The 15,085-nt window shown below is 68.1% G+C and carries 14 protein-coding genes and 1 riboswitch; of the genes, 4 read left to right on the top strand and 10 right to left on the bottom strand.

Going from position 1 to position 15,085, the window contains the following annotated elements:
* Window positions 1-24 precede the first annotated feature (24 nt).
* Window positions 25-1,050 carry a lipoyl synthase gene (lipA, locus tag NVV90_RS18270; protein ID WP_258438658.1) on the bottom strand — a complete coding sequence of 342 codons (1,026 nt, stop codon included), beginning with the start codon at window positions 1,048-1,050 and terminating at the stop codon, window positions 25-27.
* 154 nt (window positions 1,051-1,204) lie between these two features.
* A riboswitch (glycine riboswitch) is annotated at window positions 1,205-1,302 on the bottom strand.
* A 148-nt stretch (window positions 1,303-1,450) separates the two neighbouring features.
* The gene (locus NVV90_RS18265) at window positions 1,451-2,278 is read right to left on the bottom strand and encodes a helix-turn-helix transcriptional regulator (protein ID WP_258438657.1); all 828 of its coding nucleotides are present in this window, start codon (window positions 2,276-2,278) and stop codon (window positions 1,451-1,453) included.
* A gap of 77 nt (window positions 2,279-2,355) precedes the next feature.
* Between NVV90_RS18265 and ilvD the strand changes: the two genes are divergently transcribed.
* On the top strand, window positions 2,356-4,227 hold the full coding sequence (gene ilvD, locus NVV90_RS18260; protein WP_258438656.1) for a dihydroxy-acid dehydratase: 1,872 nt from the start codon (window positions 2,356-2,358) through the stop codon (window positions 4,225-4,227).
* A 144-nt stretch (window positions 4,228-4,371) separates the two neighbouring features.
* Here ilvD and NVV90_RS18255 read toward each other — a convergent pair whose 3' ends face one another.
* The 4 genes from NVV90_RS18255 to NVV90_RS18240 form a co-directional block, all read right to left on the bottom strand.
* Window positions 4,372-4,848: a type II toxin-antitoxin system RatA family toxin gene (locus NVV90_RS18255; RefSeq protein ID WP_258438655.1), complete on the bottom strand. Its 477-nt coding sequence runs from the start codon at window positions 4,846-4,848 to the stop codon at window positions 4,372-4,374.
* 1 nt (window position 4,849) lies between these two features.
* A complete protein-coding gene (locus NVV90_RS18250) occupies window positions 4,850-5,236 on the bottom strand; it encodes a hypothetical protein (protein ID WP_258438654.1) in 387 nt (128 codons plus the stop codon).
* Window positions 5,237-5,257: 21 nt separating this feature from the next.
* Entirely contained in the window at window positions 5,258-6,172 is a 915-nt protein-coding gene (trmB, locus tag NVV90_RS18245) for a tRNA (guanosine(46)-N7)-methyltransferase TrmB (RefSeq protein WP_258438653.1), read from the bottom strand.
* Between the two features lie 67 nt (window positions 6,173-6,239).
* A complete protein-coding gene (locus tag NVV90_RS18240; RefSeq protein ID WP_258438652.1) occupies window positions 6,240-7,208 on the bottom strand; it encodes a hypothetical protein in 969 nt (322 codons plus the stop codon).
* 92 nt (window positions 7,209-7,300) lie between these two features.
* Between NVV90_RS18240 and NVV90_RS18235 the strand changes: the two genes are divergently transcribed.
* The gene (locus tag NVV90_RS18235) at window positions 7,301-8,596 is read left to right on the top strand and encodes an MFS transporter (protein ID WP_258438651.1); all 1,296 of its coding nucleotides are present in this window, start codon (window positions 7,301-7,303) and stop codon (window positions 8,594-8,596) included.
* Between the two features lie 83 nt (window positions 8,597-8,679).
* Here NVV90_RS18235 and NVV90_RS18230 read toward each other — a convergent pair whose 3' ends face one another.
* The gene (locus tag NVV90_RS18230) at window positions 8,680-9,972 is read right to left on the bottom strand and encodes an MFS transporter (RefSeq protein WP_258438650.1); all 1,293 of its coding nucleotides are present in this window, start codon (window positions 9,970-9,972) and stop codon (window positions 8,680-8,682) included.
* A gap of 27 nt (window positions 9,973-9,999) precedes the next feature.
* Window positions 10,000-11,220, bottom strand: coding sequence for a M20 family metallopeptidase (locus tag NVV90_RS18225; RefSeq protein WP_258438649.1), 1,221 nt, complete (start codon window positions 11,218-11,220; stop codon window positions 10,000-10,002).
* 143 nt (window positions 11,221-11,363) lie between these two features.
* Between NVV90_RS18225 and NVV90_RS18220 the strand changes: the two genes are divergently transcribed.
* Entirely contained in the window at window positions 11,364-12,398 is a 1,035-nt protein-coding gene (locus NVV90_RS18220) for an Lrp/AsnC family transcriptional regulator (RefSeq protein WP_258438648.1), read from the top strand.
* Window positions 12,399-12,408: 10 nt separating this feature from the next.
* Here the strand turns inward: NVV90_RS18220 and soxR are convergent, their stop codons facing one another.
* Window positions 12,409-12,906 carry a redox-sensitive transcriptional activator SoxR gene (gene soxR, locus NVV90_RS18215; protein WP_396125321.1) on the bottom strand — a complete coding sequence of 166 codons (498 nt, stop codon included), beginning with the start codon at window positions 12,904-12,906 and terminating at the stop codon, window positions 12,409-12,411.
* A 24-nt stretch (window positions 12,907-12,930) separates the two neighbouring features.
* Here soxR and NVV90_RS18210 point away from each other — a divergent pair, with 24 nt between their 5' ends.
* Complete coding sequence (locus NVV90_RS18210; RefSeq protein ID WP_258438647.1) at window positions 12,931-14,340, top strand: MFS transporter; 1,410 nt, start codon at window positions 12,931-12,933, stop codon at window positions 14,338-14,340.
* Window positions 14,341-14,351: 11 nt separating this feature from the next.
* Here NVV90_RS18210 and NVV90_RS18205 read toward each other — a convergent pair whose 3' ends face one another.
* A complete protein-coding gene (locus tag NVV90_RS18205) occupies window positions 14,352-15,038 on the bottom strand; it encodes an NUDIX domain-containing protein (RefSeq protein WP_258438646.1) in 687 nt (228 codons plus the stop codon).
* Window positions 15,039-15,085 lie beyond the last annotated feature (47 nt).

Genomic DNA, 15,085 nt, shown 5'->3' with positions numbered 1-15,085 from the left:
CTCTACGGGTCTCAGGTACGGGTGTCAGGCGCCGGCGTGGGCGGCGAGGATGGTGCGGGCTTCCTGGCGGGTGGTGCCGGAGTCCTGGATGCCTTCGGCGATGTGGGCCAGGTGGGCGGGGATCTGCCGGCCCTTCTTGCGCATCGCGGTGGCCCAGAGCCGGCCGGCGCGGTAGGAGGAGCGGACCAGGGGCCCGGACATGACGCCCAGGAAGCCGAGCTCCTCGGCCTCGGTGGCGAGGTCCACGAATTCCTGGGGCTTGACCCAGCGGTCCACGGGCAGGTGCCGTTCGGAGGGGCGCAGGTACTGGGTGATGGTGATCAGGTCGCAGCCGGCGGCGTGCAGGTCCGCGAGGGCCTCGGAGATCTCCTGGCGGGTTTCGCCCATGCCCAGGATGAGGTTGGACTTGGTGACCATGCCCAGGTCCCGGCCCTGGGTGATGACGTCCAGGGAGCGTTCGTAGCGGAACGCGGGCCGGATGCGCTTGAAGATGCGGGGCACGGTCTCGACGTTGTGCGCGAACACCTCCGGGGCGGAGTCGCAGATCGCGGCGATGTGCTCGGGTTTGCCGGAGAAGTCCGGGATGAGCAGTTCGACGCCGGTGCCGGGGTTCAGTTCGTGGATCTTGCGGACGGTCTCGGCGTAGAGCCAGACGCCCTCGTCCGCGAGGTCGTCGCGGGCCACGCCGGTGACGGTGGCGTAGCGCAGGTTCATGGCCTGCACGGAGCGGGCCACCTTGGTGGGTTCGAAGCGGTCCACGGGGGAGGGCTTGCCGGTGTCGATCTGGCAGAAGTCGCAGCGGCGGGTGCATTCGGAGCCGCCGATCAGGAAGGTCGCTTCCTTGTCTTCCCAGCATTCGAAGATGTTGGGGCAGCCGGCTTCCTCGCAGACGGTGTGCAGGCCTTCCTTCTTGACGAGGTTCTTCAGGCCCACGAACTCCGGGCCCATCTGGACCTTGGCCTTGATCCATTCGGGCTTGCGTTCGACCGGGACGGCGGCGTTGCGCTGTTCAACGCGCAGCAGCTTGCGGCCTTCAGGTGCCAGGGTCATGAGGAACTCCATAATTCAGGTGGCACAAGGGTGCCACGATGATTCGGGTTCCTCCCCGCTCTGTATTGGACCTGAGAGATTCCGTGTCCCTGCTCCTGCAGGACCACTTGCACCGTCGGTGAGCCCGGTAAACCGGACTGCTTTCCAGAGTTGCCTTGCCGCGGCGGTACATGGGCCTGAGAGATTCCTGGGGAGGGTTTGCTCCTACGGCGCCTGCTGAATGTACCGGCAGGACTCTCCCGCCGCAGATCATAAGCGCGTGCCACCGTGGGGTGACACATCACACAGGATAGCCGGTGCCCGGAGAGCACGCAAAGCACAGGCGGGCAATGCGCCAGGACCAAACGGCGTTCCGAGGGCCCCGACACGAGCTTGCGAGTGTTGGGAAGGGACCTCCGCACTAGCCCGCCACGAGTGCCGGCATCCTTTGTGCGGTGGACGTACCCGGCACCGGGGCGTACATGACCAGGTGCAGGTCCGGTGCGTCCGAGGGCACCAGGCGGTGCTGTTCAAAGACCAGTTCGCCCAGGACGGGATGCAGGAAGACCCGTTGCCTTGAGGCGAACCGCTCCACGCCGCGGTCGGCCCAGAGCTGGGCGAATTCCGGGCTGGCCTTGCCGAGCCGGCTGATCAGCTCGGTGTGGGCCGCCGATCCGAGCCGGGCACCCGCCTCGGCCCGGAACTCGGCCACGAAGTGGCGTGAGGTCTCTTCCCAGTCGGGCAGCATCTCGCGCAGGTGCGGGTCCGTGAAGATCAGCCAGAGCAGGTTCCGCTCGGCCGGGTCCACGGACGCGATCCGCGAGTACAGGCCGGCGTAGGCCCGGTTCCAGCCGGTGATGCCCCAGTCCGGGGCCACGGCGAAGGCCGGGAAGCCGAGGGAATCAAGGAGGCGCTGCAGGTGTGCGGGGGCTTCCTCGATCATGGCCGTCTCGGCGGCCGGAACAGGCGTGTAGCCGCCCATCGCCAGCACATACGTTTTTTCAGCACCGGTCAGGCCAAGCACGCGCGCGATGGCCTCGAGCACCTGCCTGGAGGCGTTGACTTCCCGGCCCTGTTCGATCCAGGTGTACCAGGTGACGCTGACCGCGGCGAAGGACGCCACCTCCTCCCGGCGCAGCCCCAGGGTGCGGTTGCGGCCGATGGGCGCCAGCCCCAGCTCCGCGCGCACGAGGTTCGCCCGGCGGTCGCGCAGGAACTGGCCCAGTTCCCGCCGTCGTTCATCATTCATTCCATCGAATCTAGCACTCCCACTACTAGTACCAGCGCCGACTTCCACTGCGGGCCCCTCACTGGTTGACTGGTTTGATGCCTCCACTACGTTCACGAACAGTCACCCACGGCCGCAACATGGTCGGTGCCCGCGCCCTCCTCCGCGCTGCAGGCGTCAACGGCGCCGATTTCGGCAAGCCGATCATCGCCGTCGCCAACAGCTTCACCGAATTTGTCCCCGGACACACCCACCTCCAGCCGGTGGGGCGCATCGTCTCCGACGCCATCATCGAGGCCGGCGGCATCCCGCGCGAATTCAACACCATTGCCGTGGACGACGGCATCGCCATGGGCCACGGCGGCATGCTCTACTCGCTGCCCTCCCGCGACCTGATCGCCGACTCGGTGGAGTACATGGTCAACGCGCACTGCGCCGATGCCCTGATCTGCATCTCCAACTGCGACAAGATCACCCCCGGCATGATGATGGCCGCCATGCGCCTGAACATCCCCACCGTCTTTGTCAGCGGCGGCCCCATGGAGGGCGGCACCGCCGTCCTGGTGGACGGTACCGTCCGCAAGCGCCTGAACTTGATCTCCGCCATCGCCGACGCCGTCAACGACTCCGTCTCCGACGAGGACCTTCTGGCCATCGAGGAAACGTCCTGCCCCACGTGCGGTTCCTGCTCGGGCATGTTCACGGCCAACTCCATGAACTGCCTCACCGAAGCGCTCGGCCTCTCGCTGCCGGGCAACGGCACCATCCTGGCCACGCACACGGCCCGCAAGGCGCTGTACCAGGACGCCGGCAAGGCGATCGTGGACATCACCAACGCCTACTACTCCGATGACGATGAAAGCGTACTGCCGCGCGCCATCGCCGGCCGTGCGGCGTTCGAGAACGCCATGACCATGGACATCGCCATGGGCGGCTCCTCCAACACCATCCTGCACCTGCTCGCCGCAGCACAGGAGGCCGAGCTGGACTTCACGCTCGAAGACATCGACGCGATCTCCCGCCGCACCCCCTGCCTCACCAAGGTTGCCCCCAACGGCGACTACCTGGTGGAGGACGTCCACCGCGCCGGCGGCATCCCCGCGATCCTGGGCGAATTGGACCGCGGCGGAATGCTCCGCCACGATGTGCGCTCCGTCCACGGCCCGGACCTGCGCTCCTGGCTGGACGACTGGGACATCCGCGGCGGCAAGGCCACGGACGCCGCGGTCGAACTGTTCCACGCGGCCCCCGGCTGCGTCCGCTCCGCCACGGCCTTCTCCCAGTCCGAGCGCTGGGACACCCTGGACACCGACGATGCGAACGGCTGCATCCGCTCGGTCAAGAACGCCCACACCGTGGAGGGCGGCCTGGCCGTGCTCCGGGGCAACATCTCGGTGGACGGCTGCGTGGTGAAGACCGCCGGCGTGGACGAATCGATTTTCAAGTTCTCCGGCCCGGCCGTGGTCTTCGAATCCCAGGATGCCGCCGTGGAGGCCATCCTGAGCAAGCGGATCGTGGCCGGCGACGTGGTGGTCATCCGCTACGAAGGACCCCGCGGCGGCCCGGGCATGCAGGAAATGCTCTACCCGACGTCGTTCCTGAAGGGCCTGGGGCTGGGCGCGAAGTGCGCCCTGATCACCGACGGCCGCTTCTCCGGCGGCACCTCGGGACTGTCCATCGGCCACATCTCCCCGGAGGCTGCCGCGGGAGGAGCCATCGCGCTCGTCGAGGACGGGGACACGATTTCCATCGACATCCCCTCCCGTTCCATCACGGTGGAAGTGCCCGACGACGAACTTGACCGCCGCCGTGCACTGCTGGAAGCCACCACCGGCTACCAGCCCCGCAACCGTGAGCGTGCCGTCTCACCGGCGCTGCGCGCCTACGCCGCGTTCGCGCTCTCGGCAGACAAGGGAGCGGTGCGGCACGTGCCGCTGGAACCCCTGCGGGCCACCGCCACGCTGGTCTAGCACCACTCTGTAGGCAACACCAAGCAGTAGACACAGCCCCTTGCGGGTCCGCACCAGCGGACCGGCAGGGGGCTGTCTGTATGCCGGAACGCTGTTGTTTCGGCGCCCGGTTGTTTCGGTGCGCTGTCAGTTGCCGGAACGCTGTCAGTTGCCGGAACGCAGCTCCGCGAGGAGGTCCTGGTTCTCGCAGGCGCGGGCGAATGCCTCGATCCGCCGCTCGATTTCGCGGCCCAGCAGCCAGGCGCCGATCCGCTCCGCGACGGGCCTCAGGAAAGCCGGGCGGCAAGAGAAGGTGTACTTCCAGACGGCGCGGGTGCCGCCGTCGTCGGGGGTGAAACGCCAGCCGCCGCCGAAGTTCTCAAAGAACCACGGGCCGGACACCATCGTCATGCCCACGTTCCTGGGTGGCGTGTAGGAGACGTATTCGCTGACCATGCGCAGGCCCAGCCGGGACACTGTGCGAGTGCGGACGCCCTTGCCGGCGGCGGTGGCGCCGTCCAGAAAGCCCTGCGCGGAAATGAAGGGGTCCCACTTCAACCGGAATTCGCCGGTGGTCTGGGACAGGGCAAAGGCCGTCTCCGGGTCCAGCCGGATGAACCGTTCCGCACGTACCTGGGGCATGTCAGTACAACGGCGTTCCGGAGCGGTGGGCCAGCAGTAACACTCCGGCAACGCACAGCGCAGTGAGGGACAGCCCGATGCTGCCCAGAACCCGGGCGGCGTCCCAGCGCTTGGACAGGCTCACGGCAGTGATGCCCGTGATCACGGCGATGAGCGCCAGGAGGCCGGGGACACCCCACATTACGGCCGGCATGACCCAGCGCAGCGTGCCGCCGGAACCATAGTCGCCCCGGGTGAACAACGCAGCGAAGAGTCCGATGGGGAAGGTGACGGCGAGGGTCATAGGCACCAGTATGGCCAGGACCGCGCTGGCGATTCCTGGACCGAGCCCCTTGGGACTGGCAGGCGGGGCCGGGGCGTAGGAAAGCTGCTGCGGCTGGTCACTCATGATTCCCCCAAATCGTGTTGGCTAGATCCTGCGGTACGTGAGGTCGAAGATCATGCGGCCGGCTTCGTGCGCCTTGCCCTCGAAGCTGGTGCGGATGCGGCCGTCGAAGCGGGGAGCCCAGCCGCCCACATGGTCCACGCCTTCGTTGGGTCCGGTGTGTTCCGTGCTGACGGGGGCGCGGCCTTCCTTGACCGGCGCGCCGCCCACCATGGACTCGACGCCGGACTCCCACACCTGGGTGAGGGGGCTTTCGGTGCCGCTCCGCTCGCCCTCGTGCATGTTCTCGAACTCGGTGGAACCGGCCAGGACCTCGCGCACGTGCACGGCGTAGTTGGACCAGTCTGTGGCGATCCGCCAGAAGCCGCCCTTTTCCAGGGCCTTGGCCGCGATGCCGGCAAAGGCGGGCTGGATGAGCCGGCGCTTGTGGTGCCGGGCCTTGTGCCAAGGGTCCGGGAAGAAGACCCAGAGCTCGCTCACGGAGCCGGCGGGGAGCATGGATTCCAGGACCTCGGGGGCGTTGGCCTCCACCACGCGCACATTGGTGAGGCCGCGGCTGTTGATCTTGATCAGCGTGTTGGCCAGGCCCGGGGTGTAGACCTCCACGGCCAGGAAGTCCTTGTCCGGGTTCTGCTCGGCGGCGTGGCAGACGGCGTCACCCAGGCCTGATCCGATCTCCACGATTAGGGGCGCCTTGCGCCCGAACTCCGCCTCGGCGTCGAAGGTGTAGTCCGGGTGCACCGAGGTGTTGGCCACATGCCGCGGTACCTGGATGGCCCAGCGGTCCGAGTGCTCTTCCCATGCAGCCTGGCGGCGGCCTTGCAGGCGGGTGCCGCGGCGCACAAAACTGACAGGCCGGCCGCCGTAGGTGCCGAAGGAGGCCTGGCTTCCGGGGGTCACGGGGCGCGGTGCATCGGGGGATTCTGGGGTTTCACTCATCCCTTCCAGAATACCTGCGGACCGGGAGGGCCAGGCGGCCGGGTCTGGCTATGTGGATAACCGCCGGCTACGGCAGCGGGGCGCCGCAGGGATCGCCGGGCTGGTCCAGCAGCCAGGCGTCTGTGGCGGGCACGAAGTCGCCCGTGCACATCACCCCGCCAAGAAACGTTTGCTGCCAGGCCTGGCGGCTGAGCTCGGCAGTGACCGTGAACGGTGCCCCCTGGTTGCTGACCCGCTGGGAGACTGTTTTGCCGGCGTCGAGGACGGTGAAGTCGAGTTCCACGGAGCACAGGGATTTCTTGCTGTCCAGCATCACCAGCAGCACGAACTGCTCGTCCTTCTTCAGGGAGATGGTCTTGTCCAGGAAGTACGGCCGTTCCTCGTGGGCCATGGGGTCGGCGCCTTCCGGCCGGTAGGTGGCCGACGCCCCGAAGTTGTCGAGGTGGAGGAACACCATCTGGGCGTTCTCCCCACCCGCCGGCGGTGAGACGAACAGTGTTCCGGCATGGGGAGTGGAACAACTGCCGGCCGGCTTCAGATCCAGGATGCGGACGCCGTCGGGCCGGTTGCCGGACACCGTCAGCTGAATCCACAAAGCGCCGGCCCGCACGCCGCCGCGGGATTCGAGCCACGCGGCCGGATCGGGCGAGGAGTTCAGCTCGGCCAGGTCCCGGCCGGAGAACTGTGCGGAGTCCGGGAAAGCGAAGGAGTTGCCGCCCAGATCGGTGATGCGCACGTTGTCGACGCGCACTGGCTCCCCTGTGGTGGTGGCCCGTTCCAGGAAGCCGCCGAAGAACGGGACCAGGAGGTTGCTGAGTGCCACGCCGAGCGCGGCCACGATGATTCCTGCGACCCACGTGACGGGCCGCAGCCACAGCGGCTTGCCCCCTGGCTTGCGCGGGGTGTCGTCCCGGTCGTCCGACGCGACGGCGGCCGGTTCCGGCGCGAGCGGGTCCGCAGCTTCCGCTTTCCTTGACTTCTTGGTGCGCTTCATCGCACCTCCGATCCCCCTGACGGCAACCCCGACGCCGTCCATAGCAACATGGTGCGCTTCCCGCGTGCTGATGGAAAGGGCGGGCCATTTCACACTGTGGGGAGGATGTGGGATGTCCTGGCGCAACTGCGAGAATGGGGGGCGTGACACCTCCCGAGAAACCCGCCACAGCCGCCTCTGAGCTGGCCGCCTCCGAACTGCTCGTCGACGCCGAGATCGACGACGTCCCCGCAGCCGAACCCACCCGGGTCACGACGCGCCGCGGGCTCGTTTTCCTGGGGATCTGCCTGGTCCTGATCGGCCTCAACCTGCGGACCGTGTTTTCCAGCTTCTCGGCGGTGCTGCCGGAAGTCACCGCCGACGCCGGCCTGCCGGGCTGGGCGGTGGTGGTCCTCACCACCGTGCCCGTCACCCTGCTGGGCGTGTTCGCGCCGCTGGCCCCGGTCCTGGCCCGCCGCTTCGGCGCCGAACGGGTGCTGCTGGGTGCGATGGCCATGCTGACGGCCGGGCTGTTGCTGCGCCCCATGGACCTCGCCGGCGCCGGCCACCTGCCGGCGCTCCTCCTCGGCACGGCGGCGTGTGGCGCCGCGATCGCCCTGTGCAACGTGCTCCTTCCGGGCCTGGTCAAGCGCGACTTCCCGCACCGGCTCGGCCTCATGGGCGGGCTCTACACCACGGCCATCTGCGCCTCGGCGGCCCTCGGGGCCGGCTTCACCTACCCCGTCTTCACCGCTGCCGGGCACTGGACCTCGGCGCTGTGGTTCTGGGCGCTGCCCGCCGGCGTCGTGCTCCTGCTGTTCCTGCCGCTGGCGCTGCGCCAGCATCCGGTCCGCCACGGCGTGGCAGCCGGCGGCGTCAATGTGTGGCGCTCGGCCGTGGCCTGGCAGGTGACCATTTTCATGGCACTGCAGGCCATGATGTCCTTCAGCGTGTTCGCCTGGCTGGCGCCGATCCTGCGCGACCGCGGAATCGACGGCGGCACGGCCGGGCTGATCGTGTCCGTCTCGATCGTCCTGCAGATGCTGGGTTCCTTCCTGGCGCCGGGCCTGGCCGCCCGGTTCAAGGACCAGCGCGCCATCAACGCCGTGGTGGCGCTGATGACCGGCGGCGGCTTCGCCCTGAGCATCTTCGGCCCCACGGAGCTGATCTGGGTCTGGACCGGACTCCTGGGGCTGGGCCAGGGGAGCCTGACGGCCGTGGCACTGACCATGATCATGCTGCGGACGCGGGACGCGCACACCGCCGCGCACCTGTCCGGCATGATGCAGGGCGTGGGCTACGGCCTGGGTTCCACGGGAACGCTCATGGTGGGTCAGTTGCACCAGGCCACGGGAGGCTTCGCCGCGGCCGGCATCCTGTTCCTCGTGGTCGGCTCCCTGGCCGCCGTGTTCGGATACCGGGCCGGGCGCAAGAGGTTTGTGGGCGGCTAACAGCCGGGCAGACCGGATCAGACGCCGACGGCGGCCCGCGCCTTTCGGTGCAGACCGCCGTCGAACCCGTGGTGCTTGAGTCCCTAGTGCGTCAGGTCCTTGCCCTTGGTCTCCGGGATGGTGAAGACGAACGCGATGCCGATCACCAGCAGGACCACTGCGTAAACGTTGAACAGCTGGGCCTGGCCGATGGTGCCGAGCCACGTCTGCAGGTACGGAGCCGTGCCGCCGAAGACCGCAACACAGATGGAGTAGGGGACGCCGACGCCCACGGTGCGGATCTTGGTGGGGAAGAGCTCGGCGTAGACGGCCGGGACGATCGCGGCGCTGGCGGCGATGAAGAACAGCATCACGGACATGGTGACGGCCAGCTGCCAGGGGGAGTCCTTCAGGAGCCAGGTCATGGGGAAGTGGAGCAGTGCCGCGCCGGCGGCGCCCATGATCAGGACCGGCTTGCGGCCGATGCGGTCGGACAGCCTGCCCCAGAACGGCAGTGCGGCGATGAACACGATGTTGGCGATGACTCCGGCCCAGAGGGCTGCGCCCCGATCCATCTTCAGGGTGGTGGACGCGTAGCTCGGAGCCACGACGCCCCAGATGTAGTAGCTCACGGTGAGGCCGACGGTCAGGCCGATGACCTGCAGGGCCTGCTTGCGGTGCCGCCAGATCTGCGGCCACATCGGCTCGTGCTTCTCCTTGGGGGTCTCGGCCTCGAAGGCCTCGGTTTCCTTCATGCGGGCCCGCATGACCAGGGCGTAGACGCCCAGCGCCCCGCCGATAAGGAACGGGATGCGCCAGCCCCAGGCGTTCATGTCGGCCTTGCTCAGCACGCCGGTCAGGATGGCGCCCAGCAGCGTGCCGGCCAGGATGCCTGCGGTGCCGGAGGTGTAGATGAGCGTGGCCCAGAAGCCGCGCTTTTCCTTGGGGGCCATCTCGGAAAGGTACGTCTGCGACGACGGCAGCTCGCCGCCGTGGGCCAGGCCCTGGATGAGGCGGGCCACCAGCAGCATCACGGAGGCGAAGGCGCCCACGGACTCGAAGGTGGGGGCGATGCCGATGAGCAGGCTGCCGAGGGCCGCGAGGCCGACGGCGAACGTCATGGACGTCTTGCGGCCGATCCGGTCGCCGATCCAGCCGAACACGAAGCCGCCGAAGGGGCGGGCGACGAAGCCGACGGCGAAGATCGCCAGCGTGGACAGGACCGCCGACGTCGGGTCGGCGCTGCTGAACAGGGCGCTCGCGATGAAGGGCGAGAAGGTGGCGTAGATGGCCCAGTCGTACCATTCAACGGCGTTGCCGATGCCGGTGCCGATGAGTGTCCGCAGGTGGGACTTGTGGACCTGGACTGTGGCCTGGGTGCCTACGGTTGACGTCATGTCTTGCTCCAAAGGGTGGCGGGAAGGTCAGTTGGCGGCGGCAAGGGCCGCGATGCGGGAGACGGCGAGCTCCGCGTAGAGCGCCGCGCCGTCGGAGAGGACGCCGTCGTCGAACGTGGCGTAGGGGGAGTGGTTGAACGGTGAACTGGTGTGGTCCACGCCCCGCGGTACGGCGCTGAGGCCCACGAAGGTTCCCGGCACTTCGGCGAGTACCCGGGAGAAATCCTCCGAGCCGCTTATCGGCGTGGCCCAGCGGGAGAGCCGGGAATCGCCGAACATGTCCGAGATGACGTTTTCGGCGGTGTGGGTCTCGGCCTCGTCCGTGACGGTCATGGGGTATTCGCCGCGGTAATCGACGTCAACGTCGAGCCCGTGTGCGGCGGCGATGCCCTTGAGGAGCTGCGGGATGGCGGTCATCATCCGGTCGCGGGAGGCTTCCGAGAAGGTGCGGATGGTGGCTTCGAACCGGGCAGATTCGGGAATGACGTTGCGCTTGGTTCCGGCATGGAGGACGCCCACGGTCAGGACTACCGGATCGAACATGCTGAACTGCCGCGTGATCATGACCTGCAGCGCCGTCACCATTTCTGCGGCCGCCGTCACGGGGTCCTTGGCTGAATAGGGTGCCGAACCGTGCCCACCGGCACCGAGGACCGTGACGAAGAGTCCGTCCGAGGCGCTCATCATCACTCCCGGTTTGGTGCAGAACTGGCCGTACGGCTCCAGGGAGGAAAACACATGCATGCCGTAAGCGGCGTCGACCCGGCGGCCGGCAGCGTCCAGGACGCCTTCGCGGATCATGTGGCCCGCGCCGTCGAAACCTTCCTCGCCGGGCTGGAACATCAGGACCACGTCGCCGGCGATCTGATCGCGGCGCTCGGCCAGCAGGCGGGCGGCACCGGCAAGCATGGAGGTGTGGAGGTCATGGCCGCAGGCGTGCATGGCGCCGTCGATCCGCGAGGTGTACTCGACGCCGGTGCGTTCCTGGACGGGAAGGCCGTCCATGTCGGCGCGGAGCAGGACCGCCGGCTTCTCTGCAGAAGTGTGCGGCGCGCCGCCGCGCAGGACCGCCGTGACCGACGTCGTGCTCTCACCGAGGGTGATTTCGTACGGGAGTCCGTCGAGCGCCTTGAGTACCTTTTCCTGGGTACGCGGGAGGTCCAGGCCAATTTCCGGTTCCTGGTGGAGCTCGTGGCGGAACCGGGCGATTTCTCCCTGCATCTCCTTGGCGTCTGAGGCGATCGACATCTGTTCTCCTGCTTCCTGAACGGTTGGTAAGTATCCATAGCCATTGTGGAGTGATTGGCCTCACAATCTTGGAAAGCCCTGAAAAAATTCAGGAACATGCCAGAATTGACAGGATTCACGCATCGACTAGGAGGAGACCGCTGATGGAACTCAGTGAAGAGGACCTGCGGCTGGTCAACGCCCTGCAGATTTCCCCGCGCATCAGCTGGTCGGACGCCGCGGACGTCCTCGGCGTCCATGCCACCACGCTGGCGGCGCGGTGGGACCGGCTGCGCGAGTCCGGAGCGGCCTGGACCACGGCGCACCTCATGGGTGATCCCAAGAATGCCTGCCTTGCACTGCTGGACGTGGACTGCGAAATGCACCTCAGGCCCGGGGTCACCGCCGCGCTCGCAGCCATTCCGGAAGTCATCACGGTTGAGGAAGCCGCCAGCAACCGTGACCTCATGCTGACCGTGATCACCCAGGACCTGGGCGAGTTCAGCAACGGGCTACTGCCCAAGCTCAAGGAAATCCGGGGGCTCACCAAGTACCGGACCTCGCTGTGCACGCGGATCCACACGAGCGGCTATGCGTGGCGGCTCAATGTGCTGAGCCGGGCCGAGCAGCAGGCGCTGCGTGCCCTGGCCGGGCCGGAAGCGGCCAATCCGTCCGCCCCCTACGCGGTTGTCACCCCGTTGCCGGCGAGCCACATGGCGCTCCTTCCCTTCCTCGCCCGGGACGGAAGGGCCTCCGCCGCGGAAATCGCCCGCGCCCTGGGACGGCACCCCGCCACGGTGCAGCGCCAGCTCGGCCGCGTGCTGGCGAGCCGGATGCTGTCCTTCCGGTGCGAAATTGCCCAGCAGTTCTCGGGCTATCCCATCACTTGCCAGTGGTTCGCGAATGTTCCAGCAGGCCAGCATGAAGCCGCGGCTGGCGAACTGCGCGCCGTCAGGAACGTCAGGTTCACGGCGTCCACCACCGGGAGCACCAATTTTGTGATCATCATGTGGCTGCGTTCCCTGGCCGAGGTCATGGAGATGGAGCTCGCCATCCAGCAGCGCATTCCGGGCATCGAACTCGTCGAAAGCGTCGTGATGCTGAGTACGGCCAAGCGTGTCGGCTGGATGCTGAACCCGGACTCGACGGCGACTGGCGCCGTGGTGCCGACGGCCGCGGAGCTCCCGCCGATCGGGTAGCGTGCAGGGCTCAGCCGTCCCAGCGGCGCGCTCCCGTGCCGCCCGTGCCCAGGTCGTCGCCCGGGTTCTGCAGCCTGCACGCCTTCAGGCTGAGGCATCCGCAGCCGATGCACCCGTCCAGGTCCCGGCGCAGGTGCTCCAGGGCGGTGATGCGCGCATCGAGTTCGTTCCGCCAGCGCGCGGAGAGCCGAGACCAGTCGCGCTTGGTGGGCGTCCGGTTCTCCGGCAACGACTCGAGGGCGGCCCGGATGTCCTTGAGCGGAATGCCCACGCGCTGGGACACCCGGATGAACGCCACGCGCCGCAGCATGTCCCGCCGGTAGCGGCGCTGGTTGCCGGTGGTCCGCACGGCCGAGATGAGGCCGTTGCGTTCGTAGAAATGAAGGGCCGACGCCGCCACACCGCTCCGTTCCGAGAGCTCGCCGATGGTGAGGGGATGGTGGGCGTCGCCGGGGAGCTGTGGCATGGTTCCGAATCCGTGGATGGCTGCGGGCTTGACCTCAACCATAGTTGAGCTTTTAGCGTTGCGTCCATGAGCAAAGACGACGCCTCTGCCGGCATCCTGCAACGCCCGTACCTTCTGGCGACCGTGGGCGCGTGTGCCCTGGTGTTCCTGGGTGCCTTCGAATCCCTGGCCGTGACCACCATCATGCCGCTGGTGAGCCGCGAGCTGGACGGTGCCGGCCTGTATGCCCTGGCCTTCGCCGGGCCGCTGGCCACGGGCGTGATCGGCATGGTGGCGGCCGGGAACTGGGCGGACCGGCGCGGGCCGGCCGCTCCGCTGTACGCCTCCGTGGCCCTGTTCGTGGCCGGGCTGCTGATCGCCGGCACCGCGGGCACCATGGAAGTGCTCGTGGCGGGGCGCTTGGTCCAGGGTCTGGGCGGCGGCGCCATGACCGTGGCCTTGTATGTGGTGGTGGCGCAGGTGTACCCGGCCATGCTGCACGCGAAGATCTTCGCGGCATTCGCCGCCGCCTGGGTGGTGCCGTCGTTGATCGGGCCGTTTGCGGCGGGTGTCGTGGCCCAGCTCAGCAGCTGGCACTGGGTGTTCCTGGGCGTGGTGGGCCTGGTGGTGCCGGCACTGGCCATGGTCATTCCGGCCATCCGCGGCCTGCGTTCCGCCCCGGACTCAAGCGGCCCCGCCGTCCCCTGGGCCCTTGGGCGCATGGCCTGGGCCGCGCTCGCGGCACTCGCCGTCCTGGGGCTGAACCTCTCCGGGAAGGTTCCGGCGGCCGGCACGGTGATCGCCGTCGTCGCGCTCTTGCTGGCGCTCCTGGCAGTCAGGCCGCTGGTTCCGCGCGGCACACTCACTGCCCGCCGCGGCCTGCCGAGCGTGATCCTGGTGCGCGGGCTCGCCTCCGCCGCCTTCTTCGGTGCCGAGGTCTACCTGCCGTACCTGCTTACCGAGCACTACGCCTTCACCCCGGCCTACGCCGGGCTCACCCTCACCGGCGCCGCGCTTGCCTGGGCCGGGGCGTCCACCGTCCAGGGCCGGATGGGCGCCAGGCTAGTGCACGCTGCCGCGGTCAGGACCGGTTCCCTGCTGGTGCTCGCCGCGGTCACCCTCACGTTCATCACTGCGGCCCTCGCCCTGCCGGCTGCCGTGGCCATCGCCGGCTGGATCCTGGCCGGTGCTGGCATGGGGCTCATGTACCCGCGGCTGAGCGTCATGACACTGGCGCTCTCGAGCCCTGCGGAGCAGGGCTTCAACAGCTCGGCCATGTCCATCTCGGACTCCCTCGGCGGGGCCCTCTCGCTCGCCGTGACAGGCCTGGTCTTTGGGGCATTGACGACGACGGCGGGCTCCTTCGCGGGCGTGTTCGCGCTGACCGTGGCCATCGCCGTCGCCGCGCTGGTCGTTGCGCCGCGGGTTGCCGTCAGGGCGCCGGACGTTGTGGCAGGCGATCGTGGATCCAGGCACGCTGAAGACGCCCGGGTCTGACGTCAGGCGGCTCAGAAGAGGCGGTTTAGGGCGGCCCACTGCAGGAGGATGACGGTCTTGCCGTCCACGATCCTGCCGTCGGAGGTCATGGCAAGGGCTTCATCGAAGGGAATCTCGAGCACCTCGATGTCTTCCCCCTCCTCCTGCAGGCCTCCTCCCGGGCCTGACAGATCGCCCGGAACGTAGGGTGCGACGTAGAAGTGGATGCGTTCTGTGACTGAGCCGGGGCTCATGTAGAGGTCGAAAACGTGCCGAAGGTCCCCCAGCGTGACGCCGAGCTCTTCGGCGGCTTCCCGTCGGATCGCAACATCGGGAGCGTCGTCATCCAGGAGGCCGGCGGCTGCTTCGATGAGCATGCCGTCGTGGTGTTCGTTGACGTAGGCGGGGAACCGGAACTGCCGGGTGAGCAGGACCGTTCTCCGGACGGGGTCGTAAACCAGGATGGTTGCGCCGTTCCCCCGGTCATACGTTTCCCGCTGCTCAGTGACCACCTGCCCATCGCGCCGCCGGTAGCTGAAAGTGGTTCGACGCAGGACATGCCACCCCTCCGACGTCACTTCGACGCGGGTCACGCCAACGTCGGGGTTTCGGCGCAGGCCGATCCCCGCACGGTCCAACCCCGTGCGGCCCCGGCTGTCCGGGATGTCTACTCCGGGCTGTCCCTCGGTGAGCTGTTGTTGAATTGCTGAGTCAGTCATGGGCATTAGAATAGTGCAAGAACGTGCATAACTCGGAAGGAACGCGA

The organism is Arthrobacter sp. CJ23 (genome assembly GCF_024741795.1).
Taxonomy (GTDB): Bacteria; Actinomycetota; Actinomycetes; order Actinomycetales; family Micrococcaceae; genus Arthrobacter.
This window is presented reverse-complemented; position numbering and strand designations above follow the sequence as displayed.